Source organism: Streptomyces sp. NPDC052773 (assembly GCF_044547145.1).
Lineage (GTDB): Bacteria > Actinomycetota > Actinomycetes > Streptomycetales > Streptomycetaceae > Streptomyces.
This window is the reverse complement of the sequence record NZ_JBITZX010000004.1, coordinates 384938-401219: the sequence shown is the minus strand read 5'-3', so window position 1 is coordinate 401219 and position 16282 is coordinate 384938. Positions and strand designations below refer to the sequence as shown.

The following is a 16282-nucleotide window of genomic DNA, read 5'->3' as shown; positions in this document are numbered from 1 at the left end:
GGAGAGACCGACCCGGGCCGCCGACGGACAGGCCGGCCGGAGGCACCAGCGGCCGGAGCCGCCGGCGGAAGAGTCAGCGGCGGTCGCCCACGGGCGTCTGGCCGTCCGCGCCCTCCCGGCTGCGGTGGGCCTCGTCCCGGGCGAGCACGGACAGCAGCGACGCGACCGTCAGCCCCGCCTCGGCCGGATGCCGCAGCACCTTGCCCGGCTCGATCCGGTACGTGTTGCCGCGCCCCTCACGGCTGTGCGACAGGTAACCGGCCTCCTCCAGATCGGCGATGATCTTCTGCACGGCACGCTCGGTCAGCCGGCAGTGCGCGGCGATGTCCCGGATGCGCGCGGTGTTGTCATCGGCGATGGCGGCCAGCACGCGGGCGTGATTGGTAAGGAACGTCCATCCAGTATGCGGCTCAGGCACTCCACCCATGGAGACATCATAGGACCGCTCGTTCCCGCATTCCAAAACACGAAACAGATTTCATGTATCTCTTGACGTATGTCGTTTCGAAGCCCAGCCTGTAAGCGAGGGCAGGCAGGAATTCCGAGGGAGAGTCGGCCATGCCGGAGTCGGAGGACCGCCCGTCGGCGACGGTCGGGAGTCCCGGACTGACCATCGGCACCGCAGCCGATGGCGATCGCACACGCGTGTCAGTGGCCGGTGAACTCGGTCTGGAGGTCGGGGAAGAGCTGCGGGGTGCCCTGCGGGCCGCCCTCGCGCACACGGACGAGGGCCTCGACCTCGACCTGAGCGGCGTCTCCTTCTGCGACTGTTCGGGGTTGAACGTGCTGCTCGCCGTGCGTGAGCAGGCCCTGGCCGAGGGCAAGTCCGTGACGCTCGACCGGATCTCCTCCGTCGTCGAACGGCTGCTCTCACTGACCGGCACGCTGCCGCTGTTCCTCCCGGCCGCCGGGATGAACGGCACCGAGCAGGAGCTGGGCGTGGAGGTCGTGCAGCTGCGCCGGGCGATGCAGACGCGACCGACCATCGACCTGGCCCGCGGGGTGCTGATGGCGTCGTTCGGGCTGAGCCCGCAGGACGCCTGGGAGGTGCTGGTCGCGGTCTCACAGCGCACCAACACCAAGCTGTACCGCCTCGCGGACGGCCTGGTGGAGGCCGTGCGGGGCGATCCGCTGCCGGAGCCGCTGCGCCGGGAGGTGGCCGCGGCGGTGGCCCGGCTGGCCGCCGCGGGGACGGCCGAGGCCGACTGAACGAGCCGTCAGACGGTGCCGATGAACCGGTGCAGGGAGGCCGTGAACGCGGCGACGAACGCGTCCCGCCGGTCTGCGGGCAGCGCGTCGAGGGACAGATACGGGTTCAGGTCCTCCAGTTCGACCAGCAGCAGCTCCCCGCCGGGGGCGCGGCACGCGTCGACCCGCTGGACGCCGTGCTCGAGCCCGTTCCACTCGATGAAGCGGCGGGCGAACCGGAGGTCGTCGGGGGACGGCTCGTACGGCTGGAGGTCCCAGCGGCGGTCCGGGTCCGGGGCGCGGAGGGCGTACTGGAAGTCGTGGTCGACGAAGTAGAAGGAGACCTCGTACGCGAAGTCGACGCGGGGCTGGACGAGGACGGTTCCGTCGGTGAGGCCGGGCAGGTCCGCGGGCGGCACCACGCGCAGCCCTATCGAGTCGGCGCCGAGCTTGGGCTTGACCACATAGCGCTCGGCGGACGGGAGCCGCTCCAGATCGGCGGCGCGGTCCACGGTCGGGATGACCGGGAAGCCCGCCGCGGTCAGGTCGAGCAGATACTGCTTGCCGGCCATGTCGGCGCGGCCGGTGAGCGGGTTGTAGACCCGCGCCCCGGTGCGCAGCCCGTGCGCGCGGAAGGCGTCGTAGGCCTCCTGGTACGCCAGGACGGGGCCGCTGTTGCGGACCACGACGGCGTCGAAGGCGTCCATCAGCGCGAGCGCGTCACGGGGATGGCACAGGGCGAGGTCGAACTCCTCGCGGAGCCGGGAGGTGAGGGCGATGTCCTCGTCGCAGTAGCGCCGCCCGCGGGCCGGGTAGGCCAGGTCGGTGACGAAGAGGATGCGGGCGCGGGACATCGGGGTCTCCTCGGCTACGGCGGCTGAGCTGGGCAAAGGGTACGCGGGCGGCCGGGCGGGGAACTGAGTTCCCTCCGCGCGCAGCACTCAGTGCCATCGGTCGTGCTACGTTCCCGTCCATGAGCTCCAGCAGTGCGGCGCCCGGGGGTGGCGAGAAGGCGCGGGCGGCGGGCGGGAAGCCGCCCATGCGGGACGCCCTGGTCGCGGCGGCGTTCCGGTTGTTCCTGGAGCGGGGCTACGAACAGACCACCGTCGACGACATCGTGGCCCTGGCCGGGGTCGGACGGCGGTCGTTCTTCCGCTACTTCCCGTCCAAGGAGGACGTGGTCTTCCCCGACCACGAGCGCTGTCTGGCCGACATGGAGGCGTTCCTCGCGGCCGGCACGGAGGACGAGGAGCCGGTGACCCGGGTCTGCGACGCGGCCCGGCTGGTGCTGCGGATGTACGCCGAGAACCCGGCCTTCTCCGTACAGCGCTACCGGCTCACCAAGCAGGTGCCGGGGCTGCGCGCCTACGAGCTGTCGGTGGTGTGGCGGTACGAGCGCGCCCTCGCGGAGTATCTGCGCGGCCGCTTCGCCGGGCGGCGCGACGGCACGCTGCGCGCCGACGTGATCGCGGCGGCCGTGGTGGCGGCGCACAACAACGCGCTGCGGTCCTGGCTGCGGTCCGACGGGCAGGGCGACGCCGGGGCGGCCGTGGACCACGCGCTGGGCTTCGTGCAGTCCGCCTTCGGGGGCGGTCCGGTCCCGCCCGCCGACGAGCGGCCCGAGGACGTGGTGGTGGTCGTCTCGCGGCGCGGGGCGCCGCTGTGGCGGGTGGTGCAGGAGATCGAGGCGACGCTCGGCCGGGACTGAGCACAGAACCCAGGGACGAGCGCGGCCGAAATTTGGGGTACGGAGTGCCTTTACGCGTGGCACTCAGTGCCATAACCTGTCGGCGTGCACGGTGGCACGGCGAACCGGGCACAGGCGTGCACGGTGAGCCGCGCACGCGGATTCCGGCCGAGCGCAGGGAGTTGACAGCGTGTACCACCACTCAGGAAGCGCCGCTCAGCAGGGAGCCGGCTCCGCGGCGGGTGTCCTCACCCCCGCGATGGACCACCGGGCGGCGGACGACGAGACCATCCTCTTCCAGCGCTGCACCTGGTGCGGCACCGCGATGTACCACCGGCTGCTGTGTCCGGTGTGCCAGGGCAGCGATCTGCGCACGGAGCGCAGCGAGGGCGTCGGCACGGTCCGCCACTCCACGGTGGTGCACCGCAACACCCCGGCCGCGCGCAACGTGTCGCTGATAGAGATGGCGGAGGGGTTCGTGGTGCGGGGCCGGGTCATGGGCCCGCCCATCGGCATCCACAGCGGCGACCGGGTACGGCTGTCCACGGCCAAGGACCCGGTGCGCGGCGAGCCCGTCTTCCAGCTGATCGACGAGCCCTACCGGGCCTGGACCTGACGAGACGTCACGCGGCGTCCGGGGTCCGCACGGGAGTCACCCGGATGCCGACCGTGCCCGCCGTGCCGCGCCGCAGCCGGCTGCCGAGCAGGGTGAGGCGGCCGATCACGCCGTACTTGCGGGCGATGAGCCTGCGGTAGCGGGCGGTGGTGGCCGGGTCGCAGATCTCGGCGGTGGCCTCGATCGCGTCGCCGGTGGGATTGCCGCGCAGGTCGCAGGGGGCGACACGGACCCGCGGGTTGGCGCGGATCCGCTTCACCTTCCAGGAGTCGGCGACCGTCCACACACCGAGCGCGCCCTCGTCCTCCACGACCCAGACAGGGGTGTCGACTCCCGTGCCGTTCCGGCGGTAGCTGGTGATCAGCAGGTATTTGCCGGCGCCGAGCCGGGCCGTGGGCGTCTCGTCCATGACCGGAGTCTAGGGCTGGCGGGGCAGGGCGGGAGCCGAGGGTGACGGCCAGGGTGCCGGGCGCAGCGATCACCCCGCCGTCCGTGCCATCCGCCGTACCGCCTCCGTGATCAGCTCGGGTGAGGTGGCCAGGTTCAGCCGGGCGTGTCCGGCGCCGCCCGCGCCGAACGGGAGGCCCGGGTACAGGGCGACCCGGCCGCGGTCCAGGAAGGCTTGCGCCGGGTCGTCGCCGAGGCCGAGGGCGCGGCAGTCGAGCCAGGCGAGGTAGGTGCCCTCGCCGGGCCGGTAGCGGATTTGCGGCAGGTGCTCGGCCAGCAGGGCGGTGAGCAGCCGCCGGTTGTCGTCGAGTCCGGCCAGGAGGGCGTCGAGCCAGGCGGTTCCGTCGCGCAGCGCCGCGGTGTGGGCGATGACGCCGAGGTGGCTCGGCCCGGGGCTCGCCTTCTCGGGGATCCGCGCCAGATCGTCGGCGGCGCCCCGGCCCGCGATGGCGAGGGCGGCCTTGAGTCCGGCGAGGTTCCACGCCTTGGACGCCGACATCAGCGACAGCCCGCGTTCGGCGCCGGGCACGCTCAGATAGGGCGTGAACTCGGCACCGCGCAGGACCAGCGGCGCGTGCGTCTCGTCGGCGACGACCCGCACCCCGTACCGCTCGGCGAGCGCGGCGACCGCGGACAGCTCCTCGGCGGTGTGCACGGTGCCGGTCGGGTTGTGCGGGCTGCACAGCAGGTACGCCGCGGGCCGGCCGCCCGCGACCGCCTGCCGGAAGGCCGTCTCCAGCGCCGCGAGGTCGATCCGCGTGTCTGGGCCGAGCGGGGCCTCGGCCACCCTGCGGCCCAGGTGGGTGACGTAGGCGTAGAACGGCGGGTACACCGGCGGGCTGATCACGACCGCGTCCCCGGGCCCGGTCAGCAGCCTCAGCAGCTCGGCGACGCCCAGCATCACGTCGGTCACGGTCGTGGTGCGCTCCACGGCGATGCCGTCCCATCCCCACCGCTTCGCCGCGAAGGCGGCCAGCGCCTCGGCGTAGCCGGTGCCGGCGGGGTAGCCCGTGTCGCCGAGGTCGAGGGCTTCGGTGAGCGCGCGGGTGATCGGCTCGGCGAGCGGCACGTCCATCTCGGCCACCCACAGAGGCAGTACGTCCTCGGGATACGTACGCCATTTCGCGCTCGTACGACGGCGCAGCCGCTCCAGGTCGAGGGCGCGCAGCGGGTTCGGTTCTCCGGTCGTCTCGTGCGGCATACCGCTCATGCCCACACGATAGGCGGCTGCGCGGTCCGGCAAAATGCGCAGGGGGATCGGCACTGATCAACTGATGCGTCTAGATTGCTGCTTGACACTCCACCGCATTACGGCATCCCAGGAGCTGACCCGTGACCGAGAACCCGCCCACCACGGACGGCGTGGCCGATTCCCTGCGCGAGCGCATCAACACCTCCCAGCCGCACACGGCCCGCATCTGGAACTACTGGCTGGGCGGCAAGGACAACTACGAGGTGGACCGCACGGCCGGCGACCAGATCCGCCAACTCCACCCGGGCATCGGCGCGTACGCGCAGGCCGACCGGCTCTTCCTGGGCCGGGCCGTGCGCCATCTCGTCCAGGAGGCCGGGATCCGCCAGTTCCTGGACATCGGCACCGGGCTGCCGACCGCCGACAACACCCACGAGGTCGCCCAGCGGCTCGCCCCGGACGCGCGGATCGTCTACGTCGACAACGACCCGCTCGTCCTGGCGCACGCCCGCGCGCTGCTGACCAGCACTCCCGAGGGCCGCACCGACTACCTCGACGAGGATCTGCGCAACGTCGACGCCATCCTCGAACACGCGGGCAGGACGCTGGACTTCAGCAAGCCGGTGGGGCTGATCCTGCTCGGCGTGGTCATCTTCATCGGCGACGACGAGGACCCGTACGGCCTGGTGCGGCGGCTGGTGGACGCGCTGCCGGCGGGCAGCCACCTGGTGCTGTCGCACACCATCACCTCGCCGTCGATGCCGGACGTGGACGAGGCGGTGAAGTTCTGGAACGAGCACGGCACGCCGAAGCTGACCCAGCGCACCCCCGAGCAGGTGACCCGCTTCTTCGACGGGCTGGAGCTGCTGGAGCCCGGCGTCGTCTCCTGCTCACGCTGGCGCCCGGAGGGCCGCGACGGGACGGAGCCGGAAGAGGTGGCGATGTTCGGCGGGGTGGCCCGCAAGAACTGAGCCGTCCCCTTGAGGGGGTGAACGGGCCCGGCTCCCGGCACGTATGCGAAGGAGGGCGCTCGACTGCCGGAGGCCCCCGCGGTGGCGTCACCGCGCGTTCGGGGTTCGGGAGCCATGCATGAGGCACGTACGACGACGGATCGTCCGGCGGGCGGCACGGCTGGCGGCCGTCGGCGGTCTGCTGCTCGGGGGGACGATGGTGACCCAGGCGGTGGCGAGCCCGCCGCCGCCCGCCCCGCCGGTCACCGGCCCGGGTCTCGTCGAGCGGCTCGGCGCCGAGCGCACCGCGGGCAGCTGGGTCGGTGCCGACGGGCGGCCGGTGGTCGCGGTCACCGACCGGGACACCGCCGCCGAGGTCCGCCGGGCGGGCGCCACGCCGAAGGTGGTGCGGCACAGCCTCCGCGAGCTGAAGTCGGCCACCGCGGCGCTGCGTTCGGCGCCAAGGGTGGCCGGGACGGCGTGGGCGGTGGACTACCGGCGCAACGAGGTGGTGGTACGGGCCGACCGCACCGTCTCCGCCGCCGACTGGGACCGGCTGACGCAACTCGCCGAGGACATCGGCGGCTTCGTCCGCATGGAGCGCTCCGCGGGCACCTTCACCACCCGGCTGAACGGGGCGCGGCCCATCCTGTCGACGGTCGGGCGCTGTTCGGCGGGGTTCAACGTGACCGACGGGCGGCGCGACTTCATCCTCACGGCCGGGCACTGCGGACCCACGGGGTCGGTGTGGTTCGCCGACGACCAGGGCGCGCGCGAGGTGGGCCGGACGGTCGCCGGGAGCTTCCCGGGCGCCGACTACTCCCTGGTGCGGTACGCGAGCGGCCGGGCGGGCGAGGGCGCCGACGTGGTGGCGATCGGCGCCCGGGAGGGGGTGCGGATCACCGGGGCGGCCGAGCCGGACGTCGGGCAGCGGGTATTCCGCAGCGGCAGTACGACAGGGCTGCGCGACGGGCGGGTGACGGCGCTGGACGCGACGGTGAACTATCCGGAGGGCACGGTCACGGGCCTGATCGAGACGGATGTGTGCGCCGAGCCCGGGGACAGCGGCGGGCCGCTGTTCGCGGAGGGGATCGCACTGGGCGTGACGTCCGGGGGCAGCGGGGACTGCCGCAGTGGCGGGACGACGTTCTTCCAGCCGGTGACGAAGGCGATGGAGGAGCTCGGGGTGCGGCTGATCACGGCGACCGGGGCGTCCTCGCCGGCTCCGTCCTCCTCCGCGGGCCAGGACGCGAGCGCGCCGGGTGCGCCGGCCCAGGCGGCGGGCGGCGGGCAGACGCCGTCCCTGTACGCACGGCTGGCGGATCCCCGGAACGCCGGTCCGGGGCTGCTGGTCATCGCGGGAAGCCTGGTCGCGCTGGTGGCCACGCGGTGGATCCGCACGGAGCAGGACCGCAAGGCCTACCAGCGCCAGTACTCGGCGAGCTGGAGTTGATCGAGGACGGGTGGGTCAGGCGGCCGACGTGCGGTCGGCCCACTCCATCACGAGCCGCTGGTATTCCTCGCGCTGCTCGGTGTTCAGTGTCCCGCCCGACCGGCGCCACAGGGCCCGGATCTCCTCGTTGATCTCCGCTGCCGATCGCTCGGTGGCGGGTTCAACAGTGGTGGACATGATGTGAAGCATACGGCGCCTGAGGTGAAGACTGTGTGAGCCAACAGGAACGAATCCGACAAATCGGACCGTGTTACTGATCACTCCCATGTCCGCGAACCGACGCGGGAGTTCACCCGTCCGTCACACCGGGCCCCAGCACTCAGGTGCCGGGCTTGCGGCCGTACACGAAGACGTCGTCGCCGGTCTTCAGCAGCGACCAGTACTTCTTGGCGTCCGCCTTGGTCATGTTGACGCATCCGTGGGAGCCCGGCGGGTTCCACATGCTGACGCCGACCGAGTGAAAGGCCTGGCCGCCGTCGAAGAACTGGGCGTACGGCATCGGCACGTCGTAGATGGAGGAGACGTGGTCGATGTTGCGCCAGTAGATCTTCTTCAGACCGGTGCGGGTCTCGTACCCGTCACGGCCGGTGCGCACGGGCACGGGGCCGTAGACGAGCTTCTTGCCGTCCTGGATCCAGCTCAGCTGGAGGGTGAGGTTCACACAGGCGATCCGGCCCTTGTTCACCGGGCACTTGCCGTCCTTGTTGGGGTTGGTCCCCACGGCCTTCTGCTTCAGCATCAGATCCATGACACCCCAGGTCACAGGGCCCGCGTAGCCGGCGTTCGGCTGGATGCCGTGCTTGGTCTGGAAGGCCTGGATCGCCTTGCAGTCGGCGGCGGACTGGACGCCGTCGACGGGCCGGCCGAGGAACTTCTCGACCTGCTTCTGATACGGCCCGGTCTGGGTCGTACAACTCGCGGCCTGCGCCGGAGCGGCGCCGAGCGCGAGTGTGAGCGGCGCCACCAGTGCGGTGGCGCCCAGGACGACGGTAGCCCGTCTGCTTTTGTCCCCCATGGCAGGGTTTGCCCCTTCGGATACGGCGGTTGTCTGTACCGGATAGACGGATACCTGCCCAGGAGGGTTGTAGGGATGCGGGCGGATGTGAGGCGTCTCATGCGGTTCGCGGGGGCGGGGCCGGCGTGGCACGCGTCGACCGCTCCCCCGGCAGCGTCCGCCGGCGGCGCACCGGCGAGAGCAGCACCGGCAGGAACGCGACCGCCAGCAGCGCGCCGCCGGTCCAGAGGGTCGGGCGGACCCCGGCCGCCTCGCCGAGGAGCCCGGAGAGGGCGGCGCCGATCGCGAGGGCGCCGGTCAGCATGAAGCGGAACGTGGCGTTCATACGACCGAGGAGGGCGTCCGGGGTCATCCCCTGGCGCAGGCTCACACCGAGGACGTTGTCCATGCCGGTCTTGAACATCGCCAGCGCCCATCCGGCACCGGCGAGCCACAGCCAGGGGCCGCGCCCGATCAGCGGGACGAGCAGGGCGGCGGGGGCCAGGACCGGCCCGGCGAGGGCGAGGGTGCGGCCGAGGCCGAGGCGGGCGGCGAGGGGGCGGGCGCAGCGGGCGCCGAGCAGGAGACCGAGGCCGCCCGCGGCCCAGTACAGGCCGAGCACGCTCGCCGGGAGGTGCAGTTCGCGGACGAACAGCACGGGCAGCATGGTGTTCACGATCTGCGACCCGAGGTTGGTGAGGGAGGCGGTGAGCGCGAGGGCGCGCAGCTCGGCGTTGCCGAGGACATGGCGCAGCCCTTCGGCGATCTGCGCCCGCAGGCCCGTCCGCGCGGCCTCCGGCCGGGGCGCGGTGCCGCCGCGCAGGGCGAGGAGCCGGAGGGCGGAGGCGAGGTGGGCGAGGGCGGTGCAGAGCACCGCGACGGGGGCGGTGAGCAGCTGGACGAGTCCGCCGCCGAGGCCGCGCCCGGCCACGTTTCCGGCCGCCTGGAGGCTGACGACGGCGGCGTTCGCGCCCACCAGGGCCTCACGGCCGACGAGTTGGGGCAGCACGCTCTGCGAGCCGACGTCGAAGAACACCGTCGCGCAGCCGGTCAGCAGGACCACCGCGTAGAGCTGGCCGAGGGTGAGCGCGTCGAGCCACCACGCCAGCGGGACCGAGGCGAACAGCAGGGCGCGGGCGAGGTCGGCGCCGATCAGCACCCGGCGGTGCCGCATCCGGTCCACCCACGCCCCGGCCGGCAGGCCGATCAGCAGGAACGCCAGGGTGCTCAGGGTGGCGAGGGCGCCGACCTGGCCGGGGCCCGCGTCCAGCGCGGCCACGGCGACCAGGGGGACGGCGACATAGCCGACGTTCGTGCCGAGCTGGCTGAGGGTGGTGGCGCCGAAGAGGGTGCGGAAGTCGCGGACACGCCAGGGGGACGGTGGCCGGGAGGGGGCCGGGGTGGACGTGGGGGTCGGTGAGTGGGTCTGCGGGTCGGTCGGCACGGGGACACGGTGCCCGAGGGTGATCGAGTAGGACAAGTGAATAGTTCTACAAGGACATTTAAGCGGAGCTACGTCGATCGTTTCCTGGATACCGTGCGTCCATGTCGGAGTTCATACAGCAACTGCCCGCCCTGCTCGGCGTGGTGATCGGTGCCCTCGGTTCCTATCTGGTGGTCATGCGGGGTGAGCGGGTCCGGTTCCGCCAGGAGCAGGCGGCCCGCTGGGAGGAGCGGCGGCTGGCGGCGTACGCCGACTACGCGCGCCAGTTGAAGAAGACCATCACCCTCACCTACCGGGTGGCGTCCCACCTCGGCAACGATCCGCACCCGCATCCGCTCGCCCCCGATCAGGCGGAGCCGCTGCTGGCGGAGGCCGCGGACGCGCGGGACCCGGCCGGTGAGGCGCTGCTTCTGCTGGGCAGCCGTGAGGTGGTGGACCGGGCGCGGACCTGGGTGGTCGCGGTGCTGGCGCTGGAGGCGTTCCTGCGGGAGGGGACACGGGATCCCGAGGCCTGGCAGGAGTTGCTGGAGCGGCAGCGGGAGGCGCGGGAGGGCTACTACGCGGCGGTGCGCGCCGATCTCGCGCTGCCGCCGGGCCACCCGGCACGCTGGCCGCTGCCGCCGGGGGCGGACGCCGCCGCCCGGCGGTAGCCGACGCCCCGCGGTAGCCGACGCTGAGCGGTAGCCGATGCTCGGCGTTCCGGTGATCAGCGGTAGCCCGTGGTGTCCGCGGGCTTGCCCGGGTCCTGCACCTCGACGAGGTAGCGCCAGGCGTCGGGGCGGCTGCCGTCGAGGTCGGTGAAGCCGTACTCCCGGGCCAGGCCGCCGCTGGAGAGCGACGCCCCGTTGTGGCGGGCCACGTCGGGGTCGGCGGCCAGGGCGGCGACGGCGCGGCCGACGTAGCGCGGGGTCTCCGAGATGGCGAAGTGCGGTTGGCTGCCGAGGGCGTCGCGCCAGTTCTCCTCGCGCACCCCGAAGTGCTCCAGCATGATCTCCGAGCGCAGCCAGCCCGGGGTGAGGGCGAGGGCGGTGGCGCCGCGCGGGCCCAGTTCGTGGGCCAGGGCGAACGCCATGCGCAGGACGGCCGACTTGGCCAGGTCGTAGAAGAAGGAGACCCGGTAGTGGTCGCGGTTGTAGTCGGCGGTGCCGTCGGTGACCTCGACCACCAGGCCGCCGGGCCGGCGCAGCAGCAGCGGCAGGGCGAAGTGGCTGGTGATGGCGTGGGTCTCCACCGCGAGGCGGAGCAGTCTGAGTCCGCTGTCGAGGTCGTGCTCCCAGACCGGTTTCTCCCACTCGAACAGGTTCTCGCCACCCCAGATGTCGTTGACGAGGACGTCCAGGCGGCCTTGCTCGTCGGCGATGCGGTCGACGAGGGTGCGGACCTGGGCGGGGTCGAGGTGGTCGGTGGGTACGGCGATGCCCGTGCCACCGGCCCGGTCGACGAGGTCGGCGGTGTCCTCGATGGTCTCGGGGCGGTCGTACTCCGAGCGCCGGGCGCGGGTACTGCGCCCGGTGACGTACACCGTGGCGCCGGCGGCCCCCAGTTCCACGGCGATGCCCCGCCCGGCTCCCCGGGTCGCCCCGGCGACCAGTGCGACCTTGCCCTTCAGGGGCTGTTCCGGCATGTCCGGCCTCCTTCTCGCGTGCGCGGTCGGTACGAGGCTGCCGTGGAAGCCGGACATCTCCTGTCTTCTTTCCGCGACGGGTTCCCGTGTCGCCGCGCCGCTCAGTGGCCGCGCGCGATCCACTCCTCCAGATGCGGTGCCTCGGCGCCGATCGTGGTGGCGTCCCCGTGCCCGGTGAGGACCTTCGTCTCGGGCGGGAGGGTGAGCAGCCGGTCGCGGATGGAGTCGACGAGGGTCGGGAAGTGGGAGTAGGAGCGGCCGGTGGCGCCGGGGCCGCCCTGGAAGAGGGTGTCGCCGGTGAAGACGGCGCCGAGGCCGGGGTCGTACAGACAGACCGCGCCGGGGGCGTGCCCCGGGGTGTGCAGCACGGTCAGGTCGGCGCCGGCCGCCTCGATGACCAGACCGTCGCGCAGCCAGGCGTCCGGTTCGCGGTCCGGGTGGGTCTGCTTCCACAGCGGCAGGTCGTCGCGGTGCAGCCAGATGACCGCGCCCGTGCGGTCGGCGAGGGCGGGGGCCGCGTTGACGTGGTCGTTGTGGGCGTGGGTGCAGACGATGGCGGTGAGCCGGCGCTCGCCGACGGCCTCGGCGATGGCGTCGGCGTCGTGGGCGGCGTCGATGACGACGACCTCGTGGTCGTCACCGACGATCCAGACGTTGTTGTCGACGTCCCAGGTGCCGCCGTCGAGGCGGAACTGGCCGGAGGTGACGAGGCGTTCGATGCGCACGCGGGCCATCAGAGGATCACCACCGAGCGCAGTACGTCCCCCTGGTGCATCCGCTCGAACGCCTTCTCCACCTCGTCGAGCGCGATCGTCTCGCTGACGAACGCGTCGAGGTCCAGGCGGCCCTGAAGGTAGAGGTCGATGAGCATGGGGAAGTCCCGGGAGGGCAGGCAGTCGCCGTACCAGGAGGACTTCAGCGCGCCGCCGCGGCCGAAGACGTCCGCGAGCGGCAGCTCCAGTTTCATCTCCGGGGTGGGGACGCCGACGAGGACGACCGTGCCGGCCAGGTCGCGGGCGTAGAAGGCCTGGCGGTAGGTCTCGGGGCGGCCGACGGCCTCGATGACCACGTCGGCGCCGAACCCGCCGGTCAGCTCGCGGATCGCGGCGACCGGGTCGGTCTCGCGGGAGTTGACGGTGTGGGTGGCGCCCATCGTGCGGGCGGTGGCGAGCTTGCGGTCGTCGATGTCGACGGCGATGATCCGCGCCGCGCCCGCCAGCCGCGATCCGGCGACGGCCGCGTCACCCACGCCGCCGCAGCCGATGACGGCGACCGTGTCGCCCCGGCTGACGCCGCCGGTGTTGATCGCGGCGCCGATGCCGGCCATCACCCCGCAGCCGAGCAGTCCGGCGGCGGCCGGGGAGGCGGCGGGGTCGACCTTGGTGCACTGTCCGGCCGCGACGAGGGTCTTCTCGGCGAAGGCGCCGATGCCGAGGGCGGGTGAGAGTTCCGTGCCGTCGGTGAGGGTCATCTTCTGCCGCGCGTTGTGGGTGTCGAAGCAGTACTGCGGTCGCCCGCGCAGGCAGGCCCGGCAACGGCCGCACACAGCGCGCCAGTTGAGGATCACGAAGTCGCCGGGCGCCACCTCGGTGACCCCGTCGCCGACCGCCTCCACCACCCCGGCGGCCTCGTGGCCGAGCAGGAAGGGGAACTCGTCGGTGATGCCGCCCTGCTTGTAGTGCAGGTCGGTGTGGCAGACCCCGCAGGCCTGGACCCGCACCACGGCCTCCCCCGGGCCGGGGTCGGGTACGACGATCGTCTCCACCCGCACCGGCTCGTCCTTGCCCGGTGCGATCACGCCGCGCACTTCCTGCGCCATGATGCTGATCCCTTCCGTCCGCGGTGTCCGTCCCGCTGCCGACCCTACGGCCGACTGATCGGTAAGGGCGCGAGCGACGAGCGCGCGCGGAGCACTTTCCGGCCACGGCCGATCCACCCCCGATCGCCCGCTTGTCCGCCCGCGATCGCCCCTTCGCCCGCCCTCGTTCGCCCGCTTGTCCCCCTCGACCGTCCGCCTGACCGCCCCCAGGCGCCCGCTCGCCTGCTCCCAGTCGCCGCTCGCCCGCTCCAGACGCCTGCACGCCCGCCCCCGGCCGTCACCGACGGCGCCCGCGCGCAGCCTCCGCGCGGCGCGCCGCCGAGGGTCGCGCCGGCCGGAACCGCTCCCGGATGCCTCGGGGTCCGGCGCGAAATCGGGGCCCGGGCACGCGTCGGCCGTCGTAGCCTGAACGTTCTGTCCGCCACCGGCCGCGACGGCGAAGGAGCACTGTGACCCGCACCGAGACCCCCACCGGACCGCCCCCGTGGCGGCTGCTTCTCGGCTATGTCCGACCGCACCGATGGGCCCTGCTGGCGGGCGCGGTGCTCTCCCTGGTCACCGGGGCGACCGGCCTGCTGCTGCCGCTGGTGGCCCGGGAGTTGATCGACGACCTCGCCCACGACCGGTCCATCGCGGGCGCGTTGCTGCTGATGTCGTTGCTCGTCGTCGCCAACGCGGCGGTGGGCGCGCTCGGTTCGTATGTGCTGCGGCGCACCGCGGAGTCGGTGGTGCTCGGCGCGCGGCGGGCCCTGTCGTCGTATCTGCTGCGGCTGCGGATCGCCGCGGTGGACCGCAGTGAGCCGGGCGATCTGATGGCCCGGATCACCTCCGACACGACCCTGCTGCGCGAGGTCACCACCGACTCGCTGGTCGGGCTCGGTACCGGCGGGCTGACGCTGCTGGCGACCGTGGTGATGATGGGGCTGGTCGACCCGGTGCTGCTCGGGGTCACCCTGGCCGTGGTGTTCGCGACGGGCACGATCCTCGGGGTGATCGTGCCGCGCATCAACCGGGCCAGCCGGCAGGCGCAGGACGCGGTCGGCGTGATGGGTGCCTCGCTGGAGCGGGTGCTGGGCGCGCTGCGCACGGTGAAGGCGTCCGGCGCGGAGCACCGCGAGGAGGAGACGCTGCACGCCGCCGCCGAGGAGTCGTGGCGGCAGAGCGTGCGCGCCGCGAAGTGGACGGCCGCCGCGGGCAACACGGCCGGGCTGTCGATGCAGATCGCCTTCATCACCGTGCTGGCGGTGGGCGGGGCGCGGGTGGCGACCGGTGCGATCGACATCGGCACGCTGGTCGCGTTCCTGCTGTACGTCTTCTATCTGATGTCGCCGATCCAGCAGGTCGTCGGCGCGATCACCCAGTATCAGACCGGTGCCGCGGCCCTCACCCGCATCCAGGAGGCGCTGCGGCTGCCCGCCGAGCCGCAGGCCCCGGCGGTCCCGCTGCCGGACTCCGACGCCGAGCCGGCCTCGCTCGCCTTCACCGATGTCCGCTTCCGCTACGCGGAGGATCTGCCGTACGTCCACCACGGGGTGACGTTCTCGGTGCCGCCGCGCGGTATGACGGCGTTCGTCGGCCCGTCCGGGGCGGGCAAGACCACCGTGTTCTCGCTGATCGAGCGGTTCTACGACCCGGAGGAGGGCGTGATCACGCTCGACGGCCGGAACCTCGCGGACTGGGAGCTGTCCCGGTTGCGGTCGGCGATCGGCTACGTCGAACAGGACGCCCCGGTGCTGTCCGGCTCGCTGCGGGACAACCTGCTGCTGGGCAATCCGGGGGCGGACGAGGACACGCTCACCCGGGTGCTGAAGACGACCCGGCTCGACGGGCTGGTCGCCCGGCTGCCCGACGGTCTCGACACCCTGGTCGGGCATCGCGGTACCAAGCTGTCCGGCGGGGAGCGGCAGCGGGTGGCGATCGCCCGGGCGCTGCTGCGGCGGCCCCGGCTGCTGCTGCTGGACGAGGCGACGTCGCAGCTGGACGCGGTGAACGAGGCGGCGCTGCGGGACACGGTCGCCGATGTGGCCCGGACGACGACGGTGCTGGTGGTCGCGCACCGGCTGTCGACGGTGACGATGGCCGACCGGATCGTGGTGATGGACGCGGGCCGGGTCCGCGCGGTGGGCACCCACCGTGAACTCGTGACCGCCGATCCGCTGTACGCGGAGCTGGCGGCCACGCAGTTCCTCGCCGCGACGGACTGAGGGCGCCCGGCCGGGCTCACCCGTCAGGCGGAGCGCCCGCTGCGCTTGCCGGGGCGGAGGGGGCGGAGGAGCCTCGTAGGAGAGGCCCTTCGCGGTCCGCCGCCAGGCGGGGCCGCACCCCTTTTCCGAGGAGGTCACGATGGGCACCGCGGCCACCCCCGGCTTCGACACCGAGACACTGCGCCGGGGCATCGAGGGACACAACTCGGCGACGCTGATGTCGCTGTACGCGGACGACGCGCAACTGCGGGTCGTCGACCGCAACACCCAGCCCAGCCATCCGCGCGTGCTGCGCGGCCGGGACGAGATCGGCGAACTGCTCGACGACATCTACGGCCGGGACATGACGCACAAGCTGGAGGACTGTGTGATCCAGGGCGACCGCGCGGCCTTCAGCGAGTCCTGTGAGTACCCCGACGGGGTCCGGGTGCTCGCCGAGTCGATGATCACGCTGCGGGACGGCAAGATCGTCGATCAGACCATGATCCAGGCCTGGGACGAGTAGCCGGGCAGCCAGGCGGCCGGGCCGGGCGCGGCACCGCGCACGGCCTGGGTTACGCTGCTCCGGGGCCGTGACTGGCGCTGAGGTGGAGTACCACCGGGGAGCGGTCCACGTAGGAGTCGATGCCGCGCGCCTGGGCGATCCGGTCGATCGACCCAGGAG

The 16282-nt window shown here is 72.8% G+C and carries 18 protein-coding genes and 1 riboswitch; of the genes, 8 read left to right on the top strand and 10 right to left on the bottom strand.

The genetic code is table 11. The features are described from left to right. Positions 1-73 precede the first annotated feature (73 nt). Positions 74-427: a helix-turn-helix transcriptional regulator gene (locus tag ACIG0D_RS12225; protein WP_399798984.1), complete on the bottom strand. Its 354-nt coding sequence runs from the start codon at positions 425-427 to the stop codon at positions 74-76. Positions 428-558: 131 nt separating this feature from the next. On the opposite strand from ACIG0D_RS12225, the gene ACIG0D_RS12220 reads away from it, so the two are divergent. Continuing rightward, a complete protein-coding gene (locus ACIG0D_RS12220) occupies positions 559-1209 on the top strand; it encodes an ANTAR domain-containing protein (protein ID WP_399798982.1) in 651 nt (216 codons plus the stop codon). An 8-nt stretch (positions 1210-1217) separates the two neighbouring features. Here ACIG0D_RS12220 and ACIG0D_RS12215 read toward each other — a convergent pair whose 3' ends face one another. Further along, a complete protein-coding gene (locus ACIG0D_RS12215; RefSeq protein WP_399798979.1) occupies positions 1218-2042 on the bottom strand; it encodes a hypothetical protein in 825 nt (274 codons plus the stop codon). A gap of 119 nt (positions 2043-2161) precedes the next feature. Here ACIG0D_RS12215 and ACIG0D_RS12210 point away from each other — a divergent pair, with 119 nt between their 5' ends. Further along, entirely contained in the window at positions 2162-2896 is a 735-nt protein-coding gene (locus ACIG0D_RS12210) for a TetR family transcriptional regulator (RefSeq protein ID WP_399798976.1), read from the top strand. Between the two features lie 169 nt (positions 2897-3065). Then, a complete protein-coding gene (locus ACIG0D_RS12205; RefSeq protein WP_399798973.1) occupies positions 3066-3491 on the top strand; it encodes a Zn-ribbon domain-containing OB-fold protein in 426 nt (141 codons plus the stop codon). A gap of 7 nt (positions 3492-3498) precedes the next feature. Here the strand turns inward: ACIG0D_RS12205 and ACIG0D_RS12200 are convergent, their stop codons facing one another. Further along, positions 3499-3900, bottom strand: a complete 402-nt coding sequence (locus ACIG0D_RS12200) for a PPOX class F420-dependent oxidoreductase (protein WP_399798971.1) — start codon at positions 3898-3900, stop codon at positions 3499-3501. Positions 3901-3969: 69 nt separating this feature from the next. Further along, positions 3970-5148 (bottom strand): MalY/PatB family protein, encoded by a 1179-nt coding sequence (locus ACIG0D_RS12195; RefSeq protein WP_399798969.1) that lies wholly within the window; start codon positions 5146-5148, stop codon positions 3970-3972. 122 nt (positions 5149-5270) lie between these two features. On the opposite strand from ACIG0D_RS12195, the gene ACIG0D_RS12190 reads away from it, so the two are divergent. Then, a complete protein-coding gene (locus ACIG0D_RS12190) occupies positions 5271-6101 on the top strand; it encodes an SAM-dependent methyltransferase (RefSeq protein ID WP_399798967.1) in 831 nt (276 codons plus the stop codon). 118 nt (positions 6102-6219) lie between these two features. Then, positions 6220-7533: a S1 family peptidase gene (locus ACIG0D_RS12185; RefSeq protein ID WP_399798964.1), complete on the top strand. Its 1314-nt coding sequence runs from the start codon at positions 6220-6222 to the stop codon at positions 7531-7533. Positions 7534-7548: 15 nt separating this feature from the next. On the opposite strand, the gene ACIG0D_RS12180 is transcribed toward ACIG0D_RS12185, so the two are convergent. From ACIG0D_RS12180 to ACIG0D_RS12170, 3 genes are all read right to left on the bottom strand, one after another. Further along, positions 7549-7710 carry a hypothetical protein gene (locus ACIG0D_RS12180; RefSeq protein ID WP_365767102.1) on the bottom strand — a complete coding sequence of 54 codons (162 nt, stop codon included), beginning with the start codon at positions 7708-7710 and terminating at the stop codon, positions 7549-7551. 142 nt (positions 7711-7852) lie between these two features. Then, positions 7853-8548, bottom strand: a complete 696-nt coding sequence (locus tag ACIG0D_RS12175) for a L,D-transpeptidase family protein (protein ID WP_399798962.1) — start codon at positions 8546-8548, stop codon at positions 7853-7855. Positions 8549-8645: 97 nt separating this feature from the next. Continuing rightward, entirely contained in the window at positions 8646-9971 is a 1326-nt protein-coding gene (locus ACIG0D_RS12170) for an MFS transporter (protein ID WP_399798959.1), read from the bottom strand. A 101-nt stretch (positions 9972-10072) separates the two neighbouring features. Between ACIG0D_RS12170 and ACIG0D_RS12165 the strand changes: the two genes are divergently transcribed. Continuing rightward, positions 10073-10621 (top strand): hypothetical protein, encoded by a 549-nt coding sequence (locus ACIG0D_RS12165; RefSeq protein WP_399798956.1) that lies wholly within the window; start codon positions 10073-10075, stop codon positions 10619-10621. A gap of 56 nt (positions 10622-10677) precedes the next feature. Here the strand turns inward: ACIG0D_RS12165 and ACIG0D_RS12160 are convergent, their stop codons facing one another. The 3 genes from ACIG0D_RS12160 to ACIG0D_RS12150 form a co-directional block, all read right to left on the bottom strand. Next, complete coding sequence (locus tag ACIG0D_RS12160; RefSeq protein ID WP_399798953.1) at positions 10678-11595, bottom strand: SDR family oxidoreductase; 918 nt, start codon at positions 11593-11595, stop codon at positions 10678-10680. A 101-nt stretch (positions 11596-11696) separates the two neighbouring features. Then, positions 11697-12329, bottom strand: coding sequence for an MBL fold metallo-hydrolase (locus ACIG0D_RS12155; protein WP_399798951.1), 633 nt, complete (start codon positions 12327-12329; stop codon positions 11697-11699). Beyond that, positions 12329-13414: an S-(hydroxymethyl)mycothiol dehydrogenase gene (locus ACIG0D_RS12150; protein WP_399798949.1), complete on the bottom strand. Its 1086-nt coding sequence runs from the start codon at positions 13412-13414 to the stop codon at positions 12329-12331. Before ACIG0D_RS12150 ends, ACIG0D_RS12155 begins: the two co-directional genes overlap by 1 nt. Before the next feature lie 449 nt (positions 13415-13863). Here ACIG0D_RS12150 and ACIG0D_RS12145 point away from each other — a divergent pair, with 449 nt between their 5' ends. Continuing rightward, a complete protein-coding gene (locus ACIG0D_RS12145; protein WP_399798946.1) occupies positions 13864-15618 on the top strand; it encodes an ABC transporter ATP-binding protein in 1755 nt (584 codons plus the stop codon). Between the two features lie 139 nt (positions 15619-15757). After that, positions 15758-16123 (top strand): nuclear transport factor 2 family protein, encoded by a 366-nt coding sequence (locus ACIG0D_RS12140; RefSeq protein ID WP_365764800.1) that lies wholly within the window; start codon positions 15758-15760, stop codon positions 16121-16123. 57 nt (positions 16124-16180) lie between these two features. Further along, positions 16181-16266, top strand: a riboswitch (ZMP/ZTP riboswitch). Positions 16267-16282 lie beyond the last annotated feature (16 nt).

Coding starts and splice junctions, on each gene's coding strand:
- ACIG0D_RS12225 (WP_399798984.1), bottom strand. CDS start 427: ATGGGTGGAGTGCCTGAGCCGCATACTGGATGGACGTTCCTTACCAAT.
- ACIG0D_RS12220 (WP_399798982.1), top strand. CDS start 559: ATGCCGGAGTCGGAGGACCGCCCGTCGGCGACGGTCGGGAGTCCCGGA.
- ACIG0D_RS12215 (WP_399798979.1), bottom strand. CDS start 2,042: ATGTCCCGCGCCCGCATCCTCTTCGTCACCGACCTGGCCTACCCGGCC.
- ACIG0D_RS12210 (WP_399798976.1), top strand. CDS start 2,162: ATGAGCTCCAGCAGTGCGGCGCCCGGGGGTGGCGAGAAGGCGCGGGCG.
- ACIG0D_RS12200 (WP_399798971.1), bottom strand. CDS start 3,900: ATGGACGAGACGCCCACGGCCCGGCTCGGCGCCGGCAAATACCTGCTG.
- ACIG0D_RS12195 (WP_399798969.1), bottom strand. CDS start 5,148: ATGAGCGGTATGCCGCACGAGACGACCGGAGAACCGAACCCGCTGCGC.
- ACIG0D_RS12185 (WP_399798964.1), top strand. CDS start 6,220: ATGAGGCACGTACGACGACGGATCGTCCGGCGGGCGGCACGGCTGGCG.
- ACIG0D_RS12180 (WP_365767102.1), bottom strand. CDS start 7,710: ATGTCCACCACTGTTGAACCCGCCACCGAGCGATCGGCAGCGGAGATC.
- ACIG0D_RS12175 (WP_399798962.1), bottom strand. CDS start 8,548: ATGGGGGACAAAAGCAGACGGGCTACCGTCGTCCTGGGCGCCACCGCA.
- ACIG0D_RS12165 (WP_399798956.1), top strand. CDS start 10,073: ATGTCGGAGTTCATACAGCAACTGCCCGCCCTGCTCGGCGTGGTGATC.
- ACIG0D_RS12160 (WP_399798953.1), bottom strand. CDS start 11,595: ATGCCGGAACAGCCCCTGAAGGGCAAGGTCGCACTGGTCGCCGGGGCG.
- ACIG0D_RS12155 (WP_399798951.1), bottom strand. CDS start 12,329: ATGGCCCGCGTGCGCATCGAACGCCTCGTCACCTCCGGCCAGTTCCGC.
- ACIG0D_RS12150 (WP_399798949.1), bottom strand. CDS start 13,414: ATGGCGCAGGAAGTGCGCGGCGTGATCGCACCGGGCAAGGACGAGCCG.
- ACIG0D_RS12140 (WP_365764800.1), top strand. CDS start 15,758: ATGGGCACCGCGGCCACCCCCGGCTTCGACACCGAGACACTGCGCCGG.